This window comes from Brevibacterium picturae, assembly GCF_900105045.1.
In the GTDB taxonomy this organism is placed as follows: Bacteria; Actinomycetota; Actinomycetes; order Actinomycetales; family Brevibacteriaceae; genus Brevibacterium; species Brevibacterium picturae.
Map to the genome: position 1 here is coordinate 1,471,047 of NZ_LT629739.1, position 26,839 is coordinate 1,497,885.

The 26,839-nt window shown below is 64.8% G+C and carries 25 protein-coding genes and 2 pseudogenes; 18 read left to right on the forward strand and 9 right to left on the reverse strand.

Features of this window, described 5'->3' with window-relative positions; all coding sequences use genetic code 11:
* The first annotated feature begins 10 nt into the window (after positions 1-10).
* From BLT92_RS06925 to BLT92_RS06970, 10 genes are all read left to right on the forward strand, one after another.
* On the forward strand, positions 11-385 hold the full coding sequence (locus BLT92_RS06925; RefSeq protein WP_092104330.1) for a metal-sensitive transcriptional regulator: 375 nt from the start codon (positions 11-13) through the stop codon (positions 383-385).
* Between the two features lie 77 nt (positions 386-462).
* Positions 463-804: an NADH-quinone oxidoreductase subunit A gene (locus BLT92_RS06930; protein WP_231939070.1), complete on the forward strand. Its 342-nt coding sequence runs from the start codon at positions 463-465 to the stop codon at positions 802-804.
* Positions 801-2,192, forward strand: a complete 1,392-nt coding sequence (locus BLT92_RS20810; protein WP_231939071.1) for a hypothetical protein — start codon at positions 801-803, stop codon at positions 2,190-2,192. The genes BLT92_RS06930 and BLT92_RS20810 overlap by 4 nt, the downstream gene beginning before the upstream one ends.
* The gene (locus BLT92_RS06940; RefSeq protein ID WP_092104332.1) at positions 2,189-3,127 is read left to right on the forward strand and encodes a complex I subunit 1 family protein; all 939 of its coding nucleotides are present in this window, start codon (positions 2,189-2,191) and stop codon (positions 3,125-3,127) included. The genes BLT92_RS20810 and BLT92_RS06940 overlap by 4 nt, the downstream gene beginning before the upstream one ends.
* Before the next feature lie 3 nt (positions 3,128-3,130).
* The gene (locus BLT92_RS06945; RefSeq protein ID WP_092104334.1) at positions 3,131-3,694 is read left to right on the forward strand and encodes an NADH-quinone oxidoreductase subunit J; all 564 of its coding nucleotides are present in this window, start codon (positions 3,131-3,133) and stop codon (positions 3,692-3,694) included.
* Positions 3,691-3,993, forward strand: a complete 303-nt coding sequence (locus BLT92_RS06950; protein ID WP_092104336.1) for an NADH-quinone oxidoreductase subunit NuoK — start codon at positions 3,691-3,693, stop codon at positions 3,991-3,993. Before BLT92_RS06945 ends, BLT92_RS06950 begins: the two co-directional genes overlap by 4 nt.
* Complete coding sequence (locus BLT92_RS06955; protein WP_092104338.1) at positions 3,990-5,825, forward strand: NADH-quinone oxidoreductase subunit 5 family protein; 1,836 nt, start codon at positions 3,990-3,992, stop codon at positions 5,823-5,825. Before BLT92_RS06950 ends, BLT92_RS06955 begins: the two co-directional genes overlap by 4 nt.
* Positions 5,822-7,318, forward strand: coding sequence for a complex I subunit 4 family protein (locus BLT92_RS06960; protein WP_231939072.1), 1,497 nt, complete (start codon positions 5,822-5,824; stop codon positions 7,316-7,318). Before BLT92_RS06955 ends, BLT92_RS06960 begins: the two co-directional genes overlap by 4 nt.
* 15 nt (positions 7,319-7,333) lie before the next feature.
* Positions 7,334-8,755: an NADH-quinone oxidoreductase subunit N gene (locus BLT92_RS06965; RefSeq protein WP_172802565.1), complete on the forward strand. Its 1,422-nt coding sequence runs from the start codon at positions 7,334-7,336 to the stop codon at positions 8,753-8,755.
* Between the two features lie 391 nt (positions 8,756-9,146).
* Positions 9,147-9,728 (forward strand): YdhK family protein, encoded by a 582-nt coding sequence (locus tag BLT92_RS06970; protein ID WP_092104341.1) that lies wholly within the window; start codon positions 9,147-9,149, stop codon positions 9,726-9,728.
* A 205-nt stretch (positions 9,729-9,933) separates the two neighbouring features.
* Here BLT92_RS06970 and BLT92_RS20815 read toward each other — a convergent pair.
* Both BLT92_RS20815 and BLT92_RS06980 read right to left on the reverse strand, forming a co-directional pair.
* A pseudogene (locus BLT92_RS20815) lies at positions 9,934-10,177 on the reverse strand (ArsR family transcriptional regulator); the annotation flags it as partial.
* A gap of 122 nt (positions 10,178-10,299) precedes the next feature.
* Positions 10,300-10,932: a TetR/AcrR family transcriptional regulator gene (locus BLT92_RS06980; protein WP_092104342.1), complete on the reverse strand. Its 633-nt coding sequence runs from the start codon at positions 10,930-10,932 to the stop codon at positions 10,300-10,302.
* Positions 10,933-11,099: 167 nt separating this feature from the next.
* On the opposite strand from BLT92_RS06980, the gene BLT92_RS06985 reads away from it, so the two are divergent.
* A complete protein-coding gene (locus BLT92_RS06985; RefSeq protein WP_092104344.1) occupies positions 11,100-12,665 on the forward strand; it encodes an MFS transporter in 1,566 nt (521 codons plus the stop codon).
* 436 nt (positions 12,666-13,101) lie between these two features.
* Here the strand turns inward: BLT92_RS06985 and BLT92_RS06995 are convergent, their stop codons facing one another.
* Together BLT92_RS06995 and BLT92_RS07000 are read right to left on the reverse strand one after the other, a co-directional pair.
* Positions 13,102-14,625: a multicopper oxidase family protein gene (locus BLT92_RS06995; RefSeq protein ID WP_092104348.1), complete on the reverse strand. Its 1,524-nt coding sequence runs from the start codon at positions 14,623-14,625 to the stop codon at positions 13,102-13,104.
* Positions 14,626-14,829: 204 nt separating this feature from the next.
* A complete protein-coding gene (locus BLT92_RS07000) occupies positions 14,830-15,258 on the reverse strand; it encodes a DUF6153 family protein (RefSeq protein WP_092104350.1) in 429 nt (142 codons plus the stop codon).
* A 171-nt stretch (positions 15,259-15,429) separates the two neighbouring features.
* On the opposite strand from BLT92_RS07000, the gene BLT92_RS07005 reads away from it, so the two are divergent.
* The 6 genes from BLT92_RS07005 to BLT92_RS07030 all read left to right on the forward strand — a co-directional run bounded on the left by BLT92_RS07005 (position 15,430) and on the right by BLT92_RS07030 (position 21,567).
* Positions 15,430-15,639 (forward strand): heavy-metal-associated domain-containing protein, encoded by a 210-nt coding sequence (locus tag BLT92_RS07005; protein WP_092104351.1) that lies wholly within the window; start codon positions 15,430-15,432, stop codon positions 15,637-15,639.
* Positions 15,639-16,583, forward strand: coding sequence for a hypothetical protein (locus BLT92_RS07010; RefSeq protein ID WP_092104353.1), 945 nt, complete (start codon positions 15,639-15,641; stop codon positions 16,581-16,583). The genes BLT92_RS07005 and BLT92_RS07010 overlap by 1 nt, the downstream gene beginning before the upstream one ends.
* A gap of 125 nt (positions 16,584-16,708) precedes the next feature.
* Positions 16,709-18,922, forward strand: coding sequence for a heavy metal translocating P-type ATPase (locus BLT92_RS07015; protein ID WP_092108915.1), 2,214 nt, complete (start codon positions 16,709-16,711; stop codon positions 18,920-18,922).
* Positions 18,923-18,974: 52 nt separating this feature from the next.
* Positions 18,975-19,316: a hypothetical protein gene (locus tag BLT92_RS07020; protein ID WP_092104355.1), complete on the forward strand. Its 342-nt coding sequence runs from the start codon at positions 18,975-18,977 to the stop codon at positions 19,314-19,316.
* A 154-nt stretch (positions 19,317-19,470) separates the two neighbouring features.
* Positions 19,471-20,061 carry a YdhK family protein gene (locus BLT92_RS07025; protein WP_092104356.1) on the forward strand — a complete coding sequence of 197 codons (591 nt, stop codon included), beginning with the start codon at positions 19,471-19,473 and terminating at the stop codon, positions 20,059-20,061.
* Positions 20,062-20,364: 303 nt separating this feature from the next.
* Positions 20,365-21,567, forward strand: coding sequence for an IS110 family RNA-guided transposase (locus BLT92_RS07030; protein WP_092104358.1), 1,203 nt, complete (start codon positions 20,365-20,367; stop codon positions 21,565-21,567).
* A gap of 101 nt (positions 21,568-21,668) precedes the next feature.
* On the opposite strand, the gene BLT92_RS07035 is transcribed toward BLT92_RS07030, so the two are convergent.
* Complete coding sequence (locus BLT92_RS07035) at positions 21,669-22,229, reverse strand: hypothetical protein (RefSeq protein ID WP_197679682.1); 561 nt, start codon at positions 22,227-22,229, stop codon at positions 21,669-21,671.
* Positions 22,230-23,142: 913 nt separating this feature from the next.
* Entirely contained in the window at positions 23,143-24,099 is a 957-nt protein-coding gene (locus tag BLT92_RS07040; protein WP_092104360.1) for a LysR family transcriptional regulator, read from the reverse strand.
* 109 nt (positions 24,100-24,208) lie between these two features.
* On the opposite strand from BLT92_RS07040, the gene BLT92_RS07045 reads away from it, so the two are divergent.
* Positions 24,209-24,901: an MFS transporter gene (locus BLT92_RS07045; protein ID WP_092108917.1), complete on the forward strand. Its 693-nt coding sequence runs from the start codon at positions 24,209-24,211 to the stop codon at positions 24,899-24,901.
* A 204-nt stretch (positions 24,902-25,105) separates the two neighbouring features.
* Here the strand turns inward: BLT92_RS07045 and BLT92_RS07050 are convergent.
* From BLT92_RS07050 to BLT92_RS07060, 3 genes and pseudogenes are all read right to left on the reverse strand, one after another.
* Positions 25,106-25,297: pseudogene (locus tag BLT92_RS07050) on the reverse strand (DUF255 domain-containing protein); the annotation flags it as partial.
* Between the two features lie 44 nt (positions 25,298-25,341).
* The gene (locus BLT92_RS07055; protein ID WP_092104363.1) at positions 25,342-25,599 is read right to left on the reverse strand and encodes a hypothetical protein; all 258 of its coding nucleotides are present in this window, start codon (positions 25,597-25,599) and stop codon (positions 25,342-25,344) included.
* Positions 25,600-25,690: 91 nt separating this feature from the next.
* Positions 25,691-26,506 carry a glycerophosphodiester phosphodiesterase gene (locus BLT92_RS07060; protein WP_092104365.1) on the reverse strand — a complete coding sequence of 272 codons (816 nt, stop codon included), beginning with the start codon at positions 26,504-26,506 and terminating at the stop codon, positions 25,691-25,693.
* Between the last annotated feature and the right edge of the window lie 333 nt (positions 26,507-26,839).

Genomic DNA, 26,839 nt, shown 5'->3' on the forward strand with positions numbered 1-26,839 from the left:
GGAGCCACCAATGACCACAAATGATGTTCCCGTCGTCGCCGACGGCGACCTGCCCGAAACGCCGGAAGTCGACCAGACTGCCAACTGCCACACCGCTGGCCACCAGCACGGTTACATCCAGGATAAGAAGCAGTATGAAAGACGCCTGTCTCGCATTGAGGGGCAAGTTCGGGGTATTCAACGCATGGTCGATGAGGAGAAATACTGTATCGACATCCTCACCCAGGTCTCGGCCATCCAGTCGGCCCTACGCAATGTTGCCCGCGGGCTCCTCGACGACCACCTACGCAGCTGCGTCGCCGATGCCGCCAAAACCGGCGGGGCCGAGGCCGAAGAGAAACTCGACGAAGTCTCCGAGGCCATCGGACGGCTCATGCGTAGCTGACCCTACTGGGAGGCCACCTCGTTCGGGTGGTCCGCAACGATTGTGTTTGCCTCAACGATGTGGAAGGACGGGAGCCAGTGGACGGAATAGTGGGTATGGGCATGGTCGCCATAGTTGCCGTCGTTCTCCTCTATGGATTACACCGGGCTGTCAGTGTACTGGCTCAACCATTGACTGTGCTTCCAGCTCAGTCGGGGTGGATTCCACAGGAACACGCTTTGTCTCGGTATCATGTGCGTTGGTACCTGGCCTCGATCGTCTTCCTCGCATTCGATGTCGAGATGCTGTTCATGTATCCGTGGGCGATCGTCGTGGCTGAGAAGGGGATCTCTGCCGTGATAGAGATGTTTCTCTTTCTTGGCGCACTCCTGGTTGCCGTCGCATGGGCCTGGAGGGAAGGTGCCTTCCGATGGGTATGACCGCGATCATCGCGAAATTGGCTGTTCGAGCCGTCCGAGTCCTCATCGTCGAGGTCCCGGGACAGTGGTTGACGCGGGTCGAACTCGAAGACCAGATGTTGCGGCGAGGCTGGCGGCGTGCCTGGGCACCGGCAGATGCGGACGTACTCGCAGTCTGTGGCACTCCCGGACCCGAGCTCACACCACTAGTGGACCGACTCTGGGAGCAGATGCCCGGGCCCCGAGTCCGAGCCAACATGTGCTCATCCAGCACTGTCAGTTCTGCTCTTAACGACGCCGCAACCCTCTACGTCGACACCGACCAGCACGCAAAGGATGCGCGGGAGCGGGCACAAGAACCTCAGATTCCCCACGACGACATGGACCACAGCGGTCACGGCAGTCACGACCACAGCGGCATGGAGGACAGCGGTCACGATCACATGAGCCACAGTGGCCACGACGGCATGGACCACGACAACCACACTGGCATGCACCACAACGGCCACGGCGAGATCGATCACAGCGGTGCCGACCACATGAACCATAGCGGCAACGACAGCATGGACCACGACGAGGTGGACCACGATAGCCACGCTGACATGCACCACAACGGCGACGACCACATGGACCACAGCGGCCACAACGGTCATGGTGGGATGGACCACAGCGGCCTGGAGGACAGCGGTCACGATCACAGTGGCCACGGGGGGATGGATCACAGCGGTCACGGTGGCATGGATATGTCTCCCGGCGGCATCCCATTGGCTCAAGGCGGGCCGGATCGGGACGGTCTTGAGATGGATGTCCTGCATCTACCGCTGGGCCCCGTGCTTGCCTACTGGCCGGCCGGCCTGGTCCTTGACTGCACACTCCAAGGTGATGTGGTCGTTGACTCTGAGGCCTCAATCGTTGACGGTCGCGATCACGAACACTCCTTGCACGTATTTGCCCCGGATCTCAGGGCTGCACTGCTGTGCGATAACGTGATGGCGCTGCTGGCCCTGGCCGGGGCCGACGACCTCGCCGCTCGTGCCCGCCAGGCCAGGGACTGCCTGTTGCGAGGTGATCACACTGCCGCCCTAGATCGTCTCGAACGACTGATCCGCACGATCAGGAGATCATGGTTGTTGCGCTGGTCCCTGCAAGGAGTCCTCGTCCTCGAACAGGTCGATCTTCACCGACACTCTCTGCCAGCCAGTTGCCGGGGCGATGCCTATGATCGAATGCTTCGCACCCTCGCTCGTATCCAGGCCGCCGTTGGCGGGGCGGGCCCGATGATTGACGACGACGTCTCGTGGCAGGTCCTCCCGAACTTGGTCACCGGGCTGGAACTGGCAACCCTCCGGCTGGCCGTGGCCAGTGTGAACCTGCGCCTTCACCCCACCACCCAAGGGGGTAAGGCATGACTGATAGCGGACTGGTCACCGTTTCTGCTGGGTGGGCAGTGGTCGCGGGGGCAATTCTCTGCAGTCTGGCGGTCTTCGCGATCGCCCTCGATACGGGACTCACCGCGCGGGCCCAGGGGGCTCGCGGTGGGTGGACCACGATAGCCGGTCGTTTCGCCCGGTTGCTGCGACAACGCCGACGTACGACTGTGGCCGCCGACACGATGCTGTGGCGCGCTGGTGGGGTCGGAATGTTCATTGGCGCGTTCTTCATGGTCGCTGTCATCCCCCTGGGCCAATGGACACTTGCTGATCTCGATGTCGGGGTCGTGTGGTTGAACACCATCGACGTCTTGGTGTGGGCCCTGGTGTGGTTGACGGGGTGGGGCGCGAATTCGACATACAGTCTCATCGGCGGCTACCGGTTCCTGGCTCACGGGCTGGCCTACGAACTGCCGTTGATGTTTGCCTTGGTGGCCCCGGCGATCGCTGCTGGCAGCCTCAATGTCGGGGCGGTGGCCGCCGCGCAAGACGACGATCTGTGGTTCGTGGTGTGGATGCCTGTGGCATTCCTGATCTACCTGATCGGGGTGATGGGGTTCTCCGTGTGGGGACCGTTCGCCGCGGCCGTGGCCACAGACATCACCGGTGGGGCGGGCACCGAATTGTCTGCGGTCGACCGCTTAGTCTTCCACGCCGGGCGTTACCTGTTCTTGGCCGCTGGGGCGGCGTTCTCGGTGCCACTGTTCCTCGGCGGCGGTGCTGGACCGTGGCTGCCAGACTGGACCTGGGTGCTCATTAAAACCCTGGCCGTCTTGGCCGTGCTCGTGTGGTCGCGGCGAAAGATCCCACTGATGCGTCCCGATCGGTTCATGACGATCGGGTGGACACTCCTGCTCCCAGCCATCGTTGTCCAGGATCTTGTCGTGTCTGTTCTTGTTGTCTGGAAAGGCTGAAGCATGCTGATTGGAATCGCATTCTGGGTCCTCGCCGTGATCGCTGTGGCGACCGGCCTGGCCGTGTTCGTGGTCAATTCCATGGCCCGAGCCACGTATGCCCTGGCGGTGTCCTTCATTGCCGTGGGTGTCCAAATTCTTTTGCTGCAGCAGAACTATCTGGGGTTGATCACGATCCTCATGATGGTCATGGAGATGGCGGTGATGGCTGTCTACATGGTGATGTTCATGGGGATGAATCCAGCACTGATGCCGATGGACATGACTCACGGGAAGAAGACAGCAATCGCGACGTCAGTCGGTGTCTTCGTGCTGTTAGCAGGTGGTGCTCTCCTGATCCCGTGGCCACAGCGTCGCGGTAGCCCGCCTGCTGATCTCACACACGCGCTCGGATTGGAGATCATGGGCGAGAAGATGTTGGTCATGGCTGTCGTCGGCGCTGTCATGGTCGCCACAATCGTCGCCGGAGTCGTCCTGGCCTCTCACCGGACTCGCTATGACCGCTTCGGTGATGATCTGCGCCACCGTCGAGTCAACGACGCCCAGCCGGGAGGTGGGAAGCAATGACTCTCGAAGCCGTGCTGGTCGTCGCCGCTGCATTGTTCGCGGTGGGCCTCTACGGGGCCCTGTCTCAACAGGTCATCGTGATGGTGATGATGGGCCTGGAACTGATGATCAATGGGGTTCTGCTGGCCGCCGGTGGATTCTGGTGGTTCCTGGCACCCGCCCCCTCGGGGCAGGTGTTGCTGCTGGTGATCTTGGCGGCGATGACAGTCGAGATGGCGATGGGCTTTGCGATAGCCACGCTCTTACACCGCCGCCGGGGCACGGATATGACCGATATGGCACAGGAGCTCTCCCAATGACCGGGCCCCAGATGGCACTCGTGGCCATGGTCGTGCTTCCAGCAGTCGTGGGCGCTGTGCTCGCCATGGCCCCCCGGGCCAACCGCAGTGCGGCCTCGATCGCACTTGTCACGGCCGGACTGTCAACGATCTTGGCGGTCATCACTGCTCTCACCCGCCCGGCAGCGTCCTACCCGTTCCTCGCCGGAGCCGACTTCGCGTTGAACGTCGACGCTCTCGCGAGCCTGATCGCGCCCATGATTGCGGCAGTGACGTTCCTGGTCCTGGTCTTCGCCGCCGGCACGATCCGAGAGTCTCGGTCGCGGTTCTTCGGGTTGATGCTCATTTTCTCCGCTTCCGCCCTGGTCACCGCGACAGCAGCCAGCCTCCCGGCTCTCTTGTTTGCCTGGGAGCTCATGGGTGCGACGTCCTATGCCTTGATCGGATTCTGGTGGCGTGATGGCGACCGTGTGTCAGCGGGCCTGACTGCCTTCATCACAACCCGTAGCGCTGACCTGGGTCTCTACGTCGCTGCCGGGGCCGCTCTGGCTGGTGGGGTCGGCATGGGACTTGCCGATTTATCCTCAGTTGCCACCCCGTGGCGGCACGTGATCGCCGCCGGGATCCTGGTCGCGGCTCTGGGCAAGGCCGCGCAGCTGCCGTTCTCTTTCTGGCTCTCAGGAGCGATGAAGGGCCCGAGCCCCGTGAGTGCTTTACTGCATTCGGCGGCGATGGTCGCCATGGGGGGATACTTGCTGCTGCGCATCCAACCGTTGCTGGCCTCCACCGGGTGGGCCGGTCCGGTGGCTGCTTGGGTCGGGGTGGCCACCGCTGTGCTCATGGGGTTCGTGGCCTTGGGGCAGCGGAACTTCAAACAACTGTTGGCTGCCTCCACGGTTGCCCAACTGGGTTTCGTGGTCCTCGCCGCCGGAGTTGGTGCCGTCAGCGGTGGAGCCGCCCATTTGGTTGCCCACGCATCGGTCAAGGCCCTGTTGTTCCTCGTCGCCGGCGCATGGTTGCAGGCATTGGGAACCGAGGAGCTGACGAACTTACGGGGAGCGGCCCGACGATGGCGGATTGTTGGGGTGGCCGCGACAGTTGGGGCGCTGGCGTTGGCCGGAATCGCTCCCTTGTCATTGTGGGCGACGAAAGATTCCGTGCTCACCGCCGCTCTCGAAACTTCTCGGTTACTCTACGCAGCAGGACTGGTCGCGGGAGCCGTGTCGGCGGCCTATGCGGGTAAGATCCTGTGGATCATGTGGTCTCGCGGCACTCACAGGCACGCCCGGGACCATGGAACCGGCACGGTCACGGGCCTGGAGCAGGCTCCACTGGTCGTCCTCGCGCTCGGCGCGGCCACACTTGGTGCCCTTGCCCTTCCCCCACTGTCCAGTGTCCTCGCCGCCGCCCTGGGTGGGGGCGGTGTCGTTTCTGTCGTGGAGTTGGCTGTCTCGGCCGGGATTGCTGTGGTCGTGGTGGTACTCATGGTGTGGTTGCGTGCCCCGCACCCACGGTGGGCACTTGGTTGGTTTGGGCTGGAGGCGGCCGCGCACGTCGTCATTGTCCGCCCCTCGCTGGCCTTGGCCCGCGCCCTGGCATTCTTCGATGACCACGTTTTGGATCGGTCGGTCACCGTCCTGGCCGGGGGTGTTGGCCGGCTGGCACGGACTGCTGCCTGGGCCGACAACCACGGGATCGACCGTGGTGTTAGTGTCATCGCCGACCGGGTGGGCCGCCTGGGACAGTTGGCCCGGATCCCGCAGACCGGGGCCATCCACCACTACTTCCTCCAGACCATCGCGGTGCTCGTCGCCGGTGCCGTGATCTGGTCTCTGTCCACCATGATGGGATGAACATGCTCAGTCTGATCGTTTTCCTGCCCCTGGTCGTCGCTGCCGTCGTCGCCGCGGTTCCTGCCATCAGGCCCGCAGCAGCACGCTGGATCTGGGTGATCGTCAGCGCCGTCGAACTCATTCTCATCGGCATCGTCTGGGCCGGATACGAGAACCCAGGGCCCAACAGGCTGGCCTTCGACGAGCAAATCCCGTGGATCCCGGGCGTCAACAGCAGCTATCATATCGGTGTCGATGGGCTGTCGTTGCCCCTGCTGGCCATGACCGCGGTGGTCTTTCTCGCAGCTGCCATCTACGCGCTGACGAACTCCCAGCGAGCACGGGCTCACTCGGCACTGTTCTTGTTCCTCGAAGGTGTCAGTCTCGGAGTATTCATCTCTGCTGACCTCATCGTCTTCTTTGTGTTCTTCGACCTGTCGATCGTGGGCATGTACTTCGTCATCGCCGGATGGGGCCACGGCAACGCTGCCCGATCGGCGCTGAGATTCTTCCTCTACACCTTCCTGGGGTCCCTGGCCCTGCTGTTGGGCTTCATCGGCCTCTACGTGTTCTCCGACCCCCACACCTTCGACATTCTCGAACTCGTCGCAGCCGCCCCGCTGAAGGGCAATCCGGTGGCCGGTGGGCTGGTGCTGGCAGCGATCGTGGTGGGGTTGGCGGTGAAGACGCCCACTGTTCCCTTCCACACCTGGTTACCCCCGGCCCACACCGATGCCCCCGCCACCGGTTCGGCCGTGCTGGCCGGTGTGCTGCTGAAGATGGGCACCTACGGGTTCGTACGCATTGCCATGCCGATCTTGCCCGATGCGTGGCGGTCCTGGGCCTGGGTCATCATCATCGTCGGGATCATCTCGGTCCTCTACGGGGCGTTCGTGGCACTGGCTCAAACCAACCTCAAACGCATGATCGCCTACACTTCGGTCAACCACATGGGCTACATCGTCCTGGCCCTAGGTGCGGTCGGTCTCGTCATCGATGACAGTGCCCAAGCCCGTTCCGTGGCCGTCACCGGTGCCGTCGTCCAGATGGTCAGCCACGGTCTGATCACCGCTGCCCTCTTCCTCCTGGCCGGAGTGATGCAGTCTCGCGCCGGAACCTACGACATGGGCTCCTACGGTGGTCTGGCAGCCCCTGCGCCTCGCTACGCGGCACTGTTCGCGATCGCCTCGTTCGCGTCTCTGGGTCTGCCTGGACTCTCCGGGTTCATCGCCGAGTTCCAGATTTTTGCCGGTAGCATCGCGGTCGCTCCGATCACCGCCATTGCTCTGCTGGGAATCCTGATCACAGCCGCATTGTTCCTGCGGGCGCTCCAGCGAGTCTTCACCGGCCCCACCCACGGCCATTCAACAGGATTTAGCGACCTGAACGGTCGAGAACTGTGGTCGATAGGTCCGTTACTGGCACTATCACTGCTCATCGGCGTCGTGCCCCAGACGTTCCTGTATGTCATCGAGCCCGCCTCGGCCGCTCTCGTCACTCTGGTCGGGAGGTAAACGGTGGACGCGTCGATGCAGATGCAGCCGAGCCTGCTGCTGCCGGAGATCATCGTCTTCGTCGGCGGCCTCGTCGTCCTCCTCGGCGGGTCATTCTTACCCCGCCACCGGCAATGGGTCTCTCGCACGGTAGCTGCCCTGGCCCTGCTGGGTGCCGCGATCGTCACCGCGTTGGCCATGGCCGGGCCTCCGCACGCTGCGTTCGCCGGGACTTTCGCTGTCGATACTGCCACTGGTGCCGGGCGAGTCATCGCCGCTCTGGCCACCCTGTTGGTCTTAGGGGTCGCCTCCGGAGAGCTTGCCGGCTCGCCTCGGGAATCGGACACGTACGCCTTGTTCCTCTTCGCCACCACTGGGGTGATGGTGCTGGCCGGGGCCACCGATCTCCTCGTCCTCATCGTCGGGTTCCTGCTGGCCAGCATCCCTCTCTACGCGATCGTGGGACTGACCGGCGGGGCGGCCGGGGCCGAAGCCGCTATGAAGACGTACTTCCTCGGAGCCCTGTCTGGAATCATCCTCATGCTCGGTGTCACCGTGCTCTACGCCCTGGCCGGTGGTACCGACTACGCCCTGCTGACACAGACCCTTCCGACGGCACCCTCGGCGGCAGTTGGTGTCGGTGCGCTGTGTGTGCTGACCGGGTTGCTGTTCAAAGCAGGTGGGGTACCCGTCCATTTCTGGGTACCCGATGCCGCCCAGGGCACGGGTGTTACAGCAGCGACCTTTCTCACCACTGTGCCCAAGGTTGGGGCACTCATCGCCATCTACCGGCTCGTGGACACAGTGTCAGCAGGAAACGACTCCTGGCCCATCGTTGTAGCGGTTCTGGCCACAGCCTCCATGTTCTTGGGCAACCTTGCCGCCTACTGGCAACGTGATCCACGCAGGCTCCTTGGCTGGTCGACAGTGGCCCAGGTCGGGTTCCTGCTCGTGCCCATCACCGCCATCGGACACAGCGATCTTGCCCTGCCCTCGATGCTGTTCTACCTCGCCGCGTATGCCCTTGCCAACATTGGTGCCTTTGCCGTCGCCGCAGCTCTTCCCACCCTCCGAGAGCTGACCGCATACCGTGGTTTGGCCAGATCCCGACCTGGATTAGCAGTGACGTTGGTGGTCTCGCTACTCGGCTTAGTGGGTATCCCACCGTTGGCGGTCTTCGTCGGTAAGTTCACCACTGCCACCGCCGCCTGGGATGGGGGCCACGGCTGGCTGGCACTGGTGGTGATGGTCAACAGTTTGCTCAGTCTCTTCTACTACCTCCGCTGGTTCGGCCCTGCGTTCATGCGCCCGTCCACGAACTCCACCCGGTTCCCTCCGGCGGGAGGGACAACCAGATGGCCCGCGGCGACCGCCGCCACTGCAGCCCTTGCCAGTCTCGGAGTCGGGGTCGCTGCCGGCTTGCTCTGGAAGGTTTTAGAAGGGCCCATGCAGTTCTAGCGACGGAAGACACCGCTGAAACTCACGACTCTGCCCTCCGACCCGAGAAGGACCGAAGCACTCCTCCCCGTTGCACTTAAATTGCGGGTGTGGGATCGCCGCCACCATGTTCGATGAGCGAGACGGGGTGTGATCATCCGTAGGGACCACGTCCTGCGCTTGGCTTTCGTGAACGTGCACGGGACTGGGCACCCCTGCGCGGTGTTCTCACGTCATCGTCACAATACCTGCCTAGGGTATATTCTGAGACTCGCGAGGCATCGTGGTGACCTTTGCGGTCCCTTGCGGGTTGAGACTTCACCGCTTGTGGAGCGTTTCCATGCTTGAGCGCGCCACATACTCAGCATGACCACTTCGGCCCGGCATGGCTTGGAAATGCAAAGGAGATAACATGAAGAAATTCAATACGATGACGTCAATCGCCGCGATGGCGGCTGCAGGAGCCCTGGCACTGTTAGGCTGCTCCAGCCCCGACAAAGAACAGTCCGCACAACCTTCCCAGTCTCAGACAGCCGCCGAATCCCCGTCGGGTGAGAGTCATGCCCATGCAGCCGATGGCGGTCAGCCTCCAGAAGGCATCAAGAAAGCCGCCGATCCCAAATACGCCATGGGTGAAAACGTCGTACTTACTGCCGACCACATGGAGGGGATGGCTGGAGCAAAAGCGACGATCTCGGGGGCCTTCGATACCACGACCTATTCTGTCAGCTACACACCGACCGATGGCAGTGACGCAGTCACTGATCACAAGTGGGTCGTTCAGGAAGAATTGGAGAATCCAGGCAAGCCTCCACTGAAGGACGGCACGGAGGTCGTTGTGAACGCCGACCACATGCCCGGCATGACAGGGGCCAGGGCAACGATCGATTCCTCGACTGATGAAACCGTTTACATGGTTGATGTCGATATGGGCGATATGACGATGACTAACCACAAATGGGTCACCGAAAGCGAAATCCAGCACGCCAAGTGACCAGCGAACAAGCGCCAGTCTTCAAGAAGCCCCGCCCGGAATGACAGGGAGGTTCATTCTCCTCGACGCACGTAACGCCTCACGTCAATACGCCCGCGAACTGTTTCCGGTGCCTCACATAGATTTGCCCGCGAAACCTACCCCGACCCGCACACCCTTACGCACGTCCGGTAAAGCTGACGGGAATGACGCCAGGTAGAGCTGCTCGGTCTTCCTCCTGCCGGGTCGACACGATCCGAGCCATCCGCAGCTTCGCCAGGTGCCGCGACCGCCGCCGAAGACTTGCGAACGACCTCGGCGATCCGGTTCACCGACAACTCGTCATCGCGCCGCAGGCCCAAGATGATCCTTACCCGGGTCGCATCGGATAGCAGCCCAAACATCTCGACCGCGAGTTCCACGTACCGGCCCTCGGGGTCCAACCCGCACATCTGCTTATCTACGTCCATACGCAGATATTTTTCATATTTGGCCGTTGTTGCGCATCGCTGAGTGCTGCACGAGACGCCGCCGGTCGCTCCACGTTCGGCTCGCGAGGACGACGAGGTGCCCTTACTGGCGATTCGATGGGTCAGAAGCGACCGTTGGCGGCGAATGCGGAGCGCAGGGTGCCGACGATGACGCGGGCCGCGTCATCGCTGTCGAGCCGGCCGGCGTTAGTCTCCTCGGCCGCGGCGTTCATGGTCAGGTGCGTAACCGCGAGGAGCCAGGTGACGGGCAGATCGACGCGGAAGACGCCTTCGCGTTGGCCGCACTCGACCACGCCCCGCATCCGAGCTTCGGCCTTCTCGTGCATCTCCCGAATGCGGGTCGGCGGCAGCTCGCGTTGAGCCACCACGAACACGGCGCGGATGCGATCCAGGAGCATCCAGCTCGAGGTGATCAAAGCCTCGAAGGCCCCGCCGGGATCCCCGTCGAGGGGCACATCGGCCAGGACGGCCTCGGCCCGCTCAAGGCTGTCGGCGAGCGTCGCGTCGATGAGCTCGGCCCGGGTCTTGAAATGCCCATAGAGGGTCATCCGGCCGACGCCTGCCTCGGCGGCGATGTCGGCGACGGAGGCATCGGGGTCCTTCCGGAGCGCGTCCGGAGTCGCCGCGAGGATTTTCGCCCGGTTGCGCTGGGCGTCTGCCCGCTGGTTGGCCGTCTTTCCGTGCCGCACTGGCTTCTGCCCGCCAGCGCCGGCCGCGCCCTTGCGTTTCGGCATGCCCCACCTCTTAACTCGTACGGGAATATACGAGCTACTATAGCGGTTATAAGTCGTACACCGATGCTTGACTTCGACTGAGGGCCTCCCGGCCCGTGACGGCCCTGTCGAGAAAGAAAGGACCCGGAGAGCCATGAGAACGACGACGAAAGACAAGGAGGTGCGCCATGTCTGAGACGAATGCACCTGCGCCCCGGACCGAGGCGAAGCAGTGGTGGGGCTTGGCGGTCCTCGTGATCCCGTCGACGCTGCTGTTCATGATGCTGACGATCTTGTTCCTGGCGGCCCCAAACATGGCCGCTGACCTGGAGCCGACGAGCGCGCAGCTGCTGTGGATCCTCGACATCTACGGCTTCGTCATGGCCGGGTTCCTCGTCGCGATGGGCGTCCTCGGCGACAGGATCGGCAAGCGCCTGCTCATGGTGATCGGCGCGGTCCTGTTCGGGGTCGTGTCCATCGCTGCGGCGTTGACGACCAGTCCCGAGCTGATGATCGCCTGGCGCGCCGTCCTCGGTGCGGGAGGAGCCATGATGCTCCCGTCCACCCTCGGATTGATCTTCGTGCTCTTCGCCGATTCGAAGGCGCGAGGGGTCGCGATCGGCGTGTGGGCCGGCGGGATCTCGGCCGGCGTCGCCCTCGGCCCACTGCTGTCCGGCCTGCTGCTGGAGGTCTTCGGCTGGCAGGCCACGTTCCTGGTCGCGGTGCCGGTGATGGCGCTGGTGGCCATCGGCGCGCCGCTGCTGCTGCCCGAGCACAAGGATCCGACCGCGAAGATCGATCTGTTCAGCGCACTGCTCTTGGTCGCTTCGCTGCTGGCCATCATCTACGGCGTCAAGCGCTTCGCCACTCAAGAGCCGGCCGGTCCCTCGATCGGCCTGCTGATCGCCGGGGCACTGATAGGGCTGTGGTTCGTGATCCGGCAACTACGCGCGACCCAGCCCCTGCTCGACGTCCGCCTGTTCGCCAACCGCACCGTCAGCGGAGCACTCGCCGTGTTCCTCCTGTCGGCCGCGGCACTGGGCGGTGTGTACTCGCTGTTCACGCAGTACCTGCAACAGGTCCAGGGACTCTCGCCCATGCAGGCTGGGCTGTCGATCCTGCCCGCCGCGGCGGTCCTCATCGTCGTCTCGACCCTCTCGCCCATGCTCGCCCGGAGATTCCGGCCGGGCAATGTGATCGCCGTCGGCCTGCTCACCCAGGTCGTCGGCTACATCCTGTTCACTCAGCTCGACGCCGGCACCGGCCTCGCGCTGGTGATCGCGAGCTTCGTCGTGACCTACCCCGGGGTCGCGCCGTCCATGGCGCTGACCACGGACCTGGTGGTGAGCTCGGTCCCGCCGGAGAAGGCCGGCGGTGCCTCCGGGCTCGCGACGACCGTCAACGACCTGGGCATCTCACTCGGCGTCGCGGTCATCGGCAGCATCGGGATCGCTGCCTATCGCAGCCAGATCACCGGCTCTCTGCCCGATGGACTGCCGCCGGAGGCGGCGGCCGCGGCGCAGACCGGAATCGATGGGGCCATGGTCGCCGCCGGGCAGCTGCCGGGCGATGTCGGAGAGGCACTGGCGACCGCGGCCCAGCAGGCGTTCACCAGCGGACTGAACGCCGCCGGGATCACCTCCGCGGCGATCGCTGCCGTCGCCGCGGTCATCGCCGCCGCCGGGCTGCGCCACATCCGCCCCACCGGGCAGGCCCACGACGAGGCCGAGAAGGAGAATGCTCAGGAGTCGTGATGTATCCCGACGCTTCGTGTCCGGCGGGCGAATGGGTCCGCCGGACATGAACGCCGACACGCGCAGTAGGAGCGCCGAGAGGACGGCTGACCCGTCCCGCGAAGACGCCGCCGAACCACGACGAAGGAGTCACGATGACTATGCTCAGAACCACTGTTGACGCTGTCAGACAGTCACCGACCGCGGCGTGTGCTGCGCTGCCTGCTCCGATGCGCCGTGTCGGGTGCATCCGCGCGTCGCTCCCAAGCTACGCCGACGTCATGTCGGCGCGAATGAGGCTCCAGGTCGCCCGATCGGTCGGGCCAGCCCCGCGACGGGACCAGCTCCAGGGTCCCGTGGCATTCTTTCCGCCTCGGCCTGAGGCGCGCTCCGATGGCCCGACCAGTACGGCTGCGGCGCAGGCCGCGCACCCGAAGAGAGGCGCGGCCCCGATGCCTCAGTTCTCCTGGTAGGCGATCGTCGTCATCATCCCGGCTTCCCCGTGGTACACGTTGTGGCAGTGCGTGAGCCACCGCCCCGGGTTGTCGGCATCGAACTCGACGCGCAGCGTCTTGCCGGGCAGGACGATCGAGGTGTCCTTGCGCGGCCCGCCGCCGGGAAGCTGGTAGGTGTGCCCGTGCAGGTGCATGGGGTGCCACATCGTCGTCGAGTTCCTGAACTCGAGCGCGACCCGCTCCCCTTCGACGATGCCAAGGGCGTCGCGCATCGGCTGCTCCATGTCCATGCGCTTGCCGTTGATCGCCCAGTCGTACTTCTCCATGCCTCCGCTCAGCTCGAGGGCGACTGTGCGATCGACGGCGCGTTTCGGCAACCTGACCGCGCCGGCGGTCTTCATGTCTGATGCCGTGGCAGGACTCTTCGTCTGTGGCAGCTTCGCGTCCTTCGCGGGGGAACTGCCCGATCCGGTGCGCAGGACGGCGAGGGCCTGGTCCTGCTTGCCCAGGCCCTCGGCGACGACCGCGAACGCGCCGTCGCCGGCGGTGATGACCGCGTCGTAGCGCTCCCCCATCCCGAGGACGACGCTCTCGGCCTCAAACGGCTCGATCGGAAAGCCGTCGGAGTGGGTGATCGTCAGCGGGTGCTCGGCGACGCCGAAGCGGAAGGCGGTGTCGCCGCCGGCATTGATGATCCGGAGCCTGATCCGCTCCCCGGACTTCGCCGTAAAGGTCTGGGGGTCGTTCGCGGGCTTGCCGTTGATCAGGTACAGGGGGTAGTAGACGTCGCCGGCGTCGCCGCCGAGCAGCGGCGAGGTCGCGCCCATCAGGGTGTTGCCCATCCGCATTGGCCCCATGTCCATGCCGCCGTGGCCGGTGCCGCCGTGGTCCATCATGCCCTGGCTCAGCTCTTTGAGGACCTTGTCCGGTGTCGCGGTGACACCGTCGAGCCAGTCGTCGAGGACGATGACCCACTCCCTGTCGTAATCGGCCTTCTCTTTCGGATCGTCGATGATCAGCGGCGCGTACAGGCCGCGGTCGAGCTGAGCGCCGACGTGGGGGTGAAACCAGAATGTGCCCGGTTCGGGCAGCGTGAACTCGTAGGCGAACGACGCGCCGGGCTGCACGGGCTCCTGGGTGAGGTTGGGCACGCCGTCCATGTCGTTGCGCAGAGCCAGCCCGTGCCAGTGCACGCTGGTCGGATCCGGGAGATCGTTGGTCAGCGCCACCTTCAGGGTGTCGCCGACCTTGCCGCGCAGCGGCTTAGTCGCGGAGGCTCCGCGGTACGCCCAGGTCTTGGCGGTCTTCCCGCCGAAGTCGAGCGTGACCGGCTCAGCGGTCAGCGCGCGCTGCACGACGGTCCCTGTGCGGCGGCGCTTCGCCTCGGTCGCTGTGACCGCGGCGCTGCCGGGTTTAACGAATGAGGTCGTCTTGTTCGTGGTGGAGGTGCATCCGGCGAGTCCGGCGGCGGTGAGGGTCAGTGCGCCGACGGACAGGATCTGACGGCGGTTCAGATTGGAGTGCATGGCTGATAAGTCCTTCTGTGTCGATGGTGAGCGGTGCCACGGCATCGAGCCGGTTGCGCTCGACGATCACAGGTAATCGGAGACGCAGGCGGCGTAGGCCCTCGGAAGAGGACCAGGGCTATGGGTGTGCGATGCTGTGGCAGGTACGGCAGGGTCAGGGGCCCGCCGAGGAGGCGAGGAGCGCCGGATCGGGCTCCTAGCTGCTCACGTCCGGCAGATCGACAGCTCCAGGTGCGATAGCGCGAGCCGGCGAGGCGTCTCGGGCGGCGGCATCGACAGGACTGCGAAGACGGGTCCGGGCAGGCTCGCGGTGGACGGGGCTGGGAGGGCCGGAACGCTCTTGTCGGTCGGCACGGAGACGCAGGTGGAGCCGCCGCTCATGGCGTCCGCGCAGCCGTGGACCGTGCCGTGAGATCCGGACGTCATTGACACGGGGGCGGCGGCCGCCTGGTCCGCGACGGCGGGCGATGCCGAGGGCGCATGCCCCGACGAGGTCACGGCGGCAGTCGCGGCCATGGATCCGCTGGCCAGCGCGTGCATGCCGAGGAGCCCGGCGATCAGCAGCGTCACGAGAGCGATCAGCAGCGGCACCCTGCGCATGCTGCGCCTGGATTCGGAGATCGCGATCAACACAAGCTTTACCCTACCCCTGTGGTGTACCGCCCCCACAATCGCCATGCCGCCACTGGGACTCGTCGACGACCACGCTGGCGATCGCGCTCGTCTTGCGGGAATACCCAGAGGGGGTATATGGTACTCATACAGGTACCCGCTGGGGGTATCTCGAAGCGAGGAGGAATTCCGATGGCTGTGAACAAGTACCAGGTGACGGGCATGACCTGCGGGCACTGCGAGATGTCGGTCCGCGAGGAGGTCGGCGAGATCGCCGGCGTGACCGATATCCAGGTCAGTGCGCAGACGGGCAGACTCGAGGTCACGGCCGAGGGCGACGTCGACGACGCTAAGGTCCTGGCCGCGGTCGAGGAGGCCGGCTACTCGGCGGTGCGCGGCTGATGAAAGCACCAGTCAGGCTCGCGGCCTACGGCGCTGGACTGGTGGTAGCGTTCGGCGGGGCCTTCGGTCTCGCCGGTGTCGCTGTCCCCGACAGCGTCGTGACCGCCTGGGCACAAAGCAGCGAAAAGGGCACGCACGGCGACGGCCACGGCGGATCCGTGCAGGAGTCCGCAAACGAGGCCGTGAACGGCGTCTCGGCCAGCGCCGACGGTTACGCCCTCTCGCCGGTGAAGGCACCGGCAGGGACCGACGCTTCCGGCACGCTAAGCTTCCGGATCCTCGATGAGGCAGGGGAGCCAGTCACCGAGTACACCGTCGCGCACGAGAAGGACCTGCACTTGATCGTGGTGCGCACTGACGGGACGCACTTCCGGCACGTGCACCCGGTCCTGGACAAGAGCACCAGCACGTGGTCGATACCGTGGACCTGGGACGAGGCCGGCACCTACCGCGCCTACGCCGACTTCACCCCCGCCGGGCAGGACGCCGAGGGCGTCACGCTCACCCGCAGCGTCGAGGTCGCGGGCGACTACACCTCGGTCACGGCCGAGCCGACGCGCACCGACGAGGTCGACGGGTTCACTGTCACTCTCGACGGCGACCTCACGGCTGGCACCACGAGCGACCTGGCGGTCACCGTCAAGCGCGACGGCGAGCCGGTCACCACGCTCGAGCCCTACCTCGGAGCATTCGGCCACCTGGTCGCGCTGCGCGAAGGGGACCTCGCCTACCTGCACGTGCACCCTGCCGGTGACGAGCCTGAGCCTGGGTCGACCGGCGGCCCGGACGTCGGGTTCGGCGCAGAGGTCCCGACCGCGGGCCGCTACCTGCTGTACCTAGACTTCCAAATCGACGGGCAGGTCCACACCGCACAGTTCGTAGTCGACGCCGTTCACAGCGACGCCACCCAGACAGACGAGGAATCGCACTCGGACGGCCACTGACCGCCAAAGAGCCAGACCATCGACGAAGAAGCAACAGGAAAGGACATGCAGTGAGCACCCAAGCTGCAACGAACACTCCATCGCCGCTGATAGCGGACGCCGGCATCGAGCTCGAGATCGGCGGGATGACCTGCGCCCCCTGCGCCAACCGCGTCGAGAAGAAGCTCAACAAGCTCGACGGCGTCACCGCCACGGTCAACTACGCCACCGAGAAAGCCAAGATCACCGTCCCGGAAGGCTATGACCCGGCACTGCTGGTCGCCGAGGTCGAGAAGACCGGGTACACCGCCGCCCCACCGAAGCCCAAGGACGCGCAGGTGTCGGGCCCGACCACAGACGACGGCGGAGACGACGATCCCGAGCTGACATCGCTGAAGCACCGCCTGATCGGCGCGATCGTGCTCACCGTCCCGGTGATCGCGATGGCGATGGTCCCCGCACTCCAGTTCACCTACTGGCAGTGGGCATCCCTCGCCCTGGCCGCGCCAGTGATCGTGTGGGCCGCCTGGCCGTTCCACAAGGCCGCGTGGGTCAACCTCAAGCACGGCACGGCGACGATGGACACCCTCATCTCGATGGGCACGACCGCGGCGTTCCTATGGTCGCTCTACGCGTTGTTCCTCGGCACCGCCGGCACGCCAGGCATGACGCATCCCTTCGAGTTCACCATCGCTCCGTCCGACGGCGCGGGCAACATCTACCTCGAGGCCGCGGCCGGGGTGACGATGTTCATCCTCGCCGGCCGCTACTTCGAGAAGCGCTCCAAGCGCCAGGCCGGTGCCGCGCTGCGCGCCCTGCTCGAGCTCGGCGCGAAGGAAGTCGCGGTTCTGCGCGGCGGGGTCGAGGTGAAGATCCCGACCTCCGAGCTGGCCGTCGGCGACGAGTTCGTCGTCCGCCCCGGCGAAAAGATCGCCACCGACGGCACGGTCGTGGCCGGGACGTCGGCCGTGGACGCGTCCATGCTCACCGGAGAGTCCGTGCCGGTCGAGGTCGTCGCGGGCGACCCGGTCACCGGCGCGACCGTCAACGCCGGTGGACGGATCGCCGTGAAGGCGACCCGGGTCGGCTCCGACACCCAGCTGGCCCAGATGGCCAAACTCGTCGAGGACGCCCAGACCGGCAAGGCCGCCGTCCAGCGCCTGGCCGACAGGATCTCCGGCGTGTTCGTCCCAATCGTCATCGCCATCTCGGTCATCGCCCTCGGCGCATGGCTGGGAGCCGGATTCCCCGCCTCCGCCGCCTTCACCGCCGCGGTCGCGGTCCTGGTCATCGCCTGCCCCTGCGCCCTCGGCCTGGCCACTCCGACCGCACTGCTGGTCGGCACCGGCCGCGGCGCGCAGATGGGCGTGCTCATCAAAGGCCCCGAGGTCCTGGAGTCCACTCGCAAGGTCGACACGGTCGTCCTCGACAAGACCGGCACCGTGACCACCGGCAAGATGACCCTGGTCGATGTGGTGGTTGAGCCCGGTACCGATCGTGCCGAGGTGCTCCGGCTGGCGGGCGCTCTGGAGGACGCCTCCGAGCACCCCATCGCCCAGGCCATTGCCAAGGGCGCAGTCCAGGAGGTCGGGCAGCTGCCCACCTCCGAGGATTTCGCCAACATCGAGGGCAAGGGCGTCCAGGGAGTCGTCGACGGCCGCGGCGTGCTCGTCGGCCGGGTGTCCCTGCTGGCCGACTGGTCCCAGCACCTCTCCCCCGATGTCGCCGCTGCCAAGGCCGCAGCCGAGGACGAGGGCAAGACCGTCGTCGCCGTCGGCTGGGACGGACAGGCCCGCGGCATCCTCGTCGTCGCCGACGCGGTCAAGCCCACCAGCGCCGAGGCGATCCAGGGCCTGAAGGGCCTGGGCCTCACGCCGGTTTTGCTCACTGGCGACAACGAGGCCGTGGCCCGGCGAATCGCCGCCGAGGTCGGCATCGAGGAGGTCGTCGCCGAGGTCCTGCCCAAGGACAAGGTCGACGTCGTCACACGCCTGCAGGAGAAGGGCAAGGTCGTGGCGATGGTCGGCGACGGCGTCAACGACGCCCCCGCTCTGGCGCAGGCCGACCTCGGCCTGGCGATGGGCACCGGCACCGATGTCGCCATCGAGGCCTCCGACATCACCCTCGTCCGCGGGGATCTGCGGGCAGCGGTCGACGCGATCCGGCTTTCCCGCAAGACCCTGGGAACGATCAAGTCCAACCTGTTCTGGGCCTTCGCCTACAACGTCGCGGCCATCCCGGTCGCGGCGCTGGGCATGCTCAACCCCATGCTCGCAGGCGCGGCGATGGCGTTCTCCAGCGTCTTCGTCGTCGGCAACAGCCTCCGCCTGCGCGGGTTCCGCAGCGTCGCCAAGCAGTGAGGCCGCGGCACTCATCGCACCCACACGAAAACACGAAAGGTATGTACCGAGAATGAACAACGAATCCCAGGCACCCGCCAGCTGCTGCAGCACCTCCCCTGCCCAGGCGGCATCCACCGCCGAGGCACCGGCCAGCGCCGGCTCCGGCTGCTGCGGCACGACCGGCGCGGAGCGCCCCGCCGTCGAGGCCGACGGCCGCGAAGACCTCCTCGCCGACGGCGGCCAGGACACCACCACCTGCCCTGTCATGGTCGGCAACCCGGTCAGCAAGAAGGCGGCCGAGGCACAGGGCCTCTTCCGCGACTACGACGGGCAGCGCTATTGGCTCTGCTGCGCCGGCTGCGGACCGACTTTCGACTCCGACCCGGCCAAGTACGCAGCCAACATGGCCTGACCCTTCGACGCGCCGGGGACTGCAACATTACTGCTGCGGTCTCCGCCGCCGGGTCGGAGCCACCGGCTCGCCGTGCAGGCCTATCGACCATTTGGCGAGGTACCCTATAGGGGTATAAGGTTGGTCAGGTTAGACACAATGGATAGGAGACCATATGCGAAAGCACCCCATGACGACCATCGCCGCAGGAGTGCTCGGCGGAGCGCTCGTGCTCACCGGCTGCAGCACCGGCGGAGACCAGGACCAGGCGACGCCCTCGGAGACCAGCCAGGACCACGGCAGCAGCAGCTCGACCGGCAGCGACGACGGGATGGAGCACCCGATGGACGGAGGCCCCGCTCCCGCCGGTATCGAGAAAGCTGCGTCCCCTAAATACCCGATCGACACCGAGGTGACGCTCACCGCCGACCACATGGAGGGCATGGACGGAGCGAAGGCCACAATCGCCGGGGCCTACGACACGTACACATACGCGGTGAACTTCACCCCGACCACCGGCGGCGAGCCCGTCAAGGACCACAAGTGGGTCGTGCAGGAGGAGCTCAAGGACGCCGGGGACCAGCGCCTGGCCGACGGCACCGAGGTCACCCTGGAGGCCGAGCACATGAAGGGCATGAAGGGCGCGAAGGCCACCATCGCCTCCTCCACCGACCAGACCGTCTACATGGTCGACTACGAGGCCGACGGCATGACGATGACCAACCACAAGTGGGTCGTCGAGAGCGAGATCCAGCCGGCCTCCTGAGCCGCTCAGCTTTCCGGTCCCCGTTACCTTTTAAGTAGCCCTACCATCCGTCAGGATAGAAGGGGTCGCTGGCCTGAGGATCCCGGCATGATTTAGTCCCCCAGTCACCATGATCAGGGGGGTGTAGTCACCGGGGTTCGAAGGCACCAGGGAAATCGCTGATAGGGGCCAGAACCACTGGCAGAACACATGCCTTGAGCCCGACCGTAACGTGGATGCCGAACCTTGGAGCCACACCTAACATCACCGGCCAGCCCAACCACAACCAATATCCGATCACATGAGTCGAAGAAGATGAGTGACATGATCACCAACCACGCTGACATCGACGTATTCATCGGCATCGATGTCGGCAAACACAACCACCACGCCGTCGCCCTCAACCGCGACGGAAAACAACTGTTGTCGAAGGCGCTGCCGCAGAACGAAACGAAACTGAAGGCCCTGATCACCCGACTGCGTAAGCACGGGCAGTTGCTCGTCGTCGTTGACCAGCCCGCCACGATCGGGGCCCTGCCGGTGGCGGTGGCTCAAGCCGAGGCAATCCCGGTTGCCTACCTGCCGGGGTTGGCGATGCGTCGCATCGCCGACTTACACCCTGGTGAGGCGAAGACCGATGCCAGGGATGCCGCGATCATCGCCGAGGCCGCCCGGACCATGCCCCACACTCTGCGGGGCATCCGGATTGCCGATGAGAACGTCGCCGAACTGTCGATGCTGTGCGGCTACGACGATGACCTGGCCAAGCAGGCCACGGCGACATCGAATCGGATCCGCGGCCTGCTGACCCAGATCCACCCCGGATTAGAGACCGCCATCGGCCCGCACCTGGACCACCCAGCGATGCTGGCGCTATTGGCGAAGTACCCGACGCCCAAGGCCCTGCGGCACGCCGGCAAACACCGAGTCGAGACTCTCCTGCGCAAGCAGGCACCGCGGGCCTGGAAACGGTGGGCGGCAGCGATCTTCACCGCCTTAGACGGGCAGACGGTCGTGGTGTCGGGCACCGACGCGGCCGGGCTCGTGCTGCCGCAGTTGGCAACTTCATTGGCGAAGACACGCACGTCACGGGACGAAGTGCTGGTACGCATCGAACAGCTGGTCCAGGCGCATCCGCTTTTCGGGCTCCTGACGTCGATGCCGGCAGTCGGCGTCAGGACGACGGCGAGGATCCTGACCGAGGTGGTGGGTAAGGACTTCGAGTCTGCCGGACACCTGGCATCGTATGCCGGCCTGGCGCCGGTGACGTGGCGGTCGGGGACATCGATTCGGGGTGATCACTCGTCGCGGCGGGGTAACAAGATCCTCAAACGGGCCCTGTTTTTGTCGGCCTTCGCGGCGTTGAAGGACCCATTGTCGAGGGCGTATTACGACAAGAAGCGTGCCGAGCATAAGAAGCACAATCAGGCGTTGATCGCGTTGGCACGAAGGCGATGCAACGTGCTGTACGCGATGTTGCGCGATGGCACCTACTTCCACGCACCCGAGGTGGCCACCGCTGCCTGAACCGTGTCGAAGCGAAGTGCCTGATCAGTCCGGGAGACAGTTCCCGGACAGATCACCCCTGCCCCTCGACCCCGACCGAATATTCTAGAGAAACCTGACCTTTACCCCTTGACGAAAAACATAGGGGCACCCCCCCCTGACCCGCGCGTCCGAAGCACTCTCGAGGGCCGCAACGGCCTCATTCGCACAGTCGGCGTCCCAGGCATCCGGGATCGGGACGGCGACCGGTTGGAAGCCGGGATCCTCGTGGTAGTTGAGGTAAAGGGCAACGTCCTCTCCGCAGGGCAGATCTCGTCGAGGACGATGACCTCGAGGTCGAGACAGACCCTGTAGAGGTAGAACTGGCGGCCGTGGTTGGGCTGATCGCGCATCCGGCTGAGCATATTGTTGACCGCGGCCTCGTATGTGCCGACTTGGGGCGCGTTTGCCCGCTGCCGCGCGGCCCACGCAGTGACAAGTACGTCGCCGCCCATCCTCATGCGTGTCTCGGGCGTCAGGGCGGCTGCGGGATCGAAACCCTTCGTCGGCCAGTCTGGATGCGTGCTCGCGTGGCACCAGGAGAGCACCGCGACCCGGTCGTCGTCGAGCGCCGGGTCGTCGGGATCGACGGTCACCCGTGGCGCGTCCTCGTGCTCGCACGTCGCGATCGACGATTGAGTCACGTCGGTATTATGTTGACCGTCGAATGATTTCGGCATTTTGGTTCAGCGGTATCGCGCGGCCGCTTCGTCGAATAGACCAAATGAAACAGCTCAGTCCGCTCTCCTACCCTGATGAGCAGAAGGGCTCACCATAAACAGCGAACTCGACTTTCCTGTGCGCGCCGAAAAAACTTTGGTGGCTCCCTGGCGATCTGAAGCGACGGGCCGACATCGTCACCGACTATGGCTTCGGCTTCTGTCACCACATGGCCGAACGATCTCCTGCCCTGCTCACTCGAACATTAGGCTATTGCCTCGTCACAACGTCCACTTGAGCCGTCGTCTTATAAGCATTTAGCCGGATCGTTGGTCGCCATTCGCGACGTCGCGAAGCACTGAGAGACCTGCAGCAACGTCCGGATGACCCGCGCTGCCGTGTCCGTGCTGGTCCGTATCTGCCTCGAGGGAGCAGACCTGCCTGTGAGGGCACCGAGACTGGATGTGAGGCGGGGATCGGGACGATGCGCAGCAATAGGTAAACCGCATCGTAGGCGATCAGGCTTTCTTGTTCCGAAAACGGCCCATTTGCATTTACAGGAACTGGTCAGGTTCGGCCCACGGGAACGTTCAGAGGGAACCGGCCTACTGTCGTCGTATGCCGATGTTGAGAGTTGAGATTGCTGCTACTGATCAGATCGAAGCCAAGCGCATTCAGTCCGTCTACCAACGTGGAGAAAGTGTTATCAAGCTTGATGACGAGGCCACTGACCAAGCGTGGAGAGCCGGGTACACACCAGTAGGTCGTCCTGCTTTCGTCGGCCTCACGAATGGTGAGCCACTGATGTATCGATTCGACGTTCCCGTTGAAACGTCGGTTCGATAGCCCTGCGCCGACCGCCGAACTTCGAGCGTTGATATGGTCACTGACTACGGGTCAGGTGTCAGTGGGCATCGTGTCGTGTCTGACCGACCCGTGGGGTTGCAGGGCCTCGGAGCCTGTGGCGGAGTCGCGCAGGGCGGTGATGGCTGTGGCGATGCGCGGGTTGTCGTGGGATCCACGACGCAGGGCGAGCATAATCCGACGTCGTGGCATCTGGTCGCCGGTCAGGGGGATCTGGACCACCCTCGGGTGTAAGCCGGACATGGCGATCCGCGGGACGGCGGAGATGCCGAGACCGGCGGCGACCATGGCGGTGGTGGCGGTGAGTTCCTGGGCGAAATGCGCCACTCGCGGGGCGTACCCGATGGCGCGAGTCGCGGCCAGCAGTTCGATGTAGGCGTCCTGGTGGGCGTGGCCAGAGATCCATTCCTCGTCTGCCGCGTCCTCCAAACTGACTCCGGTGCTGTGGGCGAACCGGTGATCTTCGGGCACAAGCAGATCGATCGGATCGTCAAGCAAACTGATCACCTCGACGTGGCTGTCGGCGACGTGACTGGTGGCCTCGTCCGCCACGAACAGCCCGAGATCGATGGTCCCGGATTCCAGTGCGGTCAGGGTCTCACTCGAGAAAACCTCCTTGATGACCGGTTGCAGCAGGCGATGATCTTTTCTCAACCGCACCACGGCCGGGGTCAGTAACGAGGAGATTGCCGTGGGGAACCCGCCGAGGGTGACCGGTCCGCAGAGTTGCCGGGCAGCAGCGGTGGTGTCGCTCAGCGCGGTCTCCCACTGCGCGTTGAGTGCGCGGGCGTGGGTGACCAGGCGCTGCCCGGCCGGTGTCAGCCTCACGCGGCGGCCGTGGCGTTCGAGCAGGTCGACGTCCAATTCGGCGGCGAGTTCCTTGAGCTGCTTCGAGACTCCCGACGGACTGCGGTAGAGCGCTTCGGCGGCAGCGGTGACGGTGCCGTACTCGCATACGGCGATCAGAAGGTTGAGCCGCGAATCAATCATGCACTTATCGTGCATGATTCTGGTGAAAAACGGAACCTGGACACGGGTGGTCGGTGCTTCCCAGACTGGAACCAGACACCCTGATCCCAACCTTCGAATGGCACTGACGATGAATGATGCGAGACCCCCCACCCCCAACCGCACCCTGATTGGCGTCTTGGCAGTGTTCGGCACCGTGATGCTGGTCGGCGGCACGGACATGACCAAAGTGACCGTAGCCCTGCCAACACTGAACGACGCGCTGTCCCTGAGCACCATGCAATCGCTGTGGGCTGCCGACATATACCCCCTGGCCGCCGGAGTTGTACTGATTCCCAGCGCAGTCGTGGCTGACCGCTACGGTCGCAAACGCATCTACCTCCTCGGCCTGGGCGTGGCGATCGTCAGCGCGATGCTCGCCGGACTCGCGCCGACTGGTGCGGTGCTGATCGCCGCGCGGATCGGGCAGGGCATCGGCTCGGCCCTGCTGATCGCCGGCACCGTCGCCATCATCCGAGTGACGTTTCCCGGGCTCCGCATGCGGGCCCTGGCCTACGGAGTCTGGACCGCTGGCTTCAGCACTGGCTCCGCCCTGGGCCCCCTGGTCGGCGGAGGGCTCGTGGACCTGGCGCAGTGGCAGTGGGTGTTCTGGATCAACGTGCCGATCCTGCTGGCGGCTCTCATCGCGGCCTGGAGGGTCCTGCCGGAGTCGACGAACCCGGCCCAACCTCGAACAACGTCTGGCCGCAGCGCTCCCACCGCCGAAGATTCACAGGCCTCGCAAGGTGCGCAGTTAGATAGACTGATCGCTCGAACTTCCTGAACGACGATTGACTCAAACAGCAGGGACCACGACCATATGGTTGTGGTCCCTTTGTCGTGCGCGGCCTACTCTGAGCAGACCGCGATGTGCACTTCGTGATGCATTTACGTGATGCATTAGAGGGCAGAATCGATGATAGTCCCTGTAGCTCTCGAAGAGCTAGATGGCGTTAAATACGCCTAGAACACGGGGCTCGGGAGTCAGAACCTGATTCTGAAGGGACTCGATTATCACGTGGCACCAATGGCAGGTGGAGTAGCCGATCGAGATCAGCAGGGGCACGTCACGACGGGCCGCCTCGGCGAGGTTGTCCTTCGTCCACATCCGCCAATCGACGGGATTGTCGGCATGGGCGCGCAGGTACGGGCTGGTGGACGACGCGAGTTCATTGGCCATGGTCCCAGCGTCTCATCCGAAGGCCTCCGCTGAGAACCGGCGACTCATTCCACCAGGGAGGACTCCTGACTCGACGGGCGGGGCCGGGCGCCGAATGCCCGCAGGCGGGCGACAATGAGCACCACTCCGACGAGTCCGGCGGCTGCGATGAGAATCATGAGTGCCGGCCAGAGGCCGAAGACGTCGAGCAGCGTCGCGGGATTTTCCTGCCCGAGTATGGGACCGATGAAGACCGCCAGGGCAAGGACGGGCATGATCACCTGGGCGAGGAGGCGTTGCGCCGAGGATATGAAATTGACCATGGCCTCCACCGTAGGGCGCACGAAACGGTCGGCATCAGGAGTCGATCCTCACGCCGCCGGGAGGAAAACCCAACCAGAGCGCAGGCGGGAGTCAGAGGTCTTCGACGACCTGGACCAGGCGATCCGGCAGGTTGGTGATGATGCCGTCGGCGCCGAGGTCGACGGCCTTCTCCATGTCCTCGACGCTGTCGACGGTCCACACCAGACTCGACATTCCCAGTTCGTGGACGTGGCCGAGGAACGTGGCATCGGCCGCAGTGTACTGAGGATTGACCTGATCGACCCATGTAGCAAAGTCGCGCAGTTCGTCCGGGCAGGGTCTGCCCAGCACACCGACAGGGATCTCAGGTGCCAGGGCGTGGAATTCGCGGACGAAGGCCCAGTCGCCGGACTGGACGACGAGCATTCCCGCAGCCAAAGCCCGGTCCAGATAATCGGGCACAGCCGTCAGCGACTCAACGAGCGCCTCGGCGATTCCGGGATACTGAGCGGGATGCTTGACCTCGAGGAGAAGGCCGGTGCGCGTCGCGTGCACCAGCTCCAGCACCTCGGCGAGGTGAGGGACTCCGACCCCGGCGAAGGTCGGCCCCTTCCAACTGCCAGCGTCGAGGGCAGCGATCTCGGCAGTCGTCATGGCGCCCACGCAGACATCAGCACGGTCAGGGTGAAGGGCTCGGACATTCGTCGTGCGATCGAACGTGTCGTCGTGGATGACGATGAGGTCGCCTTCCCGGTTCATGTGCACGTCGATCTCGATCATGTCCGCACCCTGATCGATGCCGGCGACGAAGGCGGGGATGGTGTTCTCGGGATACTGCACGGACGCTCCACGGTGAGCGATGACCAGCGGGGGCACACGAGTGTGCGTGACCTCGGCGGCGGAGTGATTCAAGAGAGTGATGGGCATGTCGGGGACTCCTCGGCTGACGGCGGCTCAGGACGGCGGTGAGCGACCGATGATGCAGTTCGTTGCGGATCAGACTAAGCACCCAGAGCAATGGCCGGATGATGCCTGGGTAGACGCAACGTGAACCCTGGCTGGGCCAAGCATCAGCTTCACCGACGTGCGGCCGTGATTCCGTCTGCTCGTCCGACCGTCTCATTGTCTTCAATGAGCCAAACGCCCTGAGCTTGTGCACTGCAGGAGTGGGTTAGTGGCAGACTGAAGAGGTACACAGCGGACGTTCAGGCAATCATCCGCCCGAACCTCTGACCGCATGATTGCCGAAGGAGGCTCAGT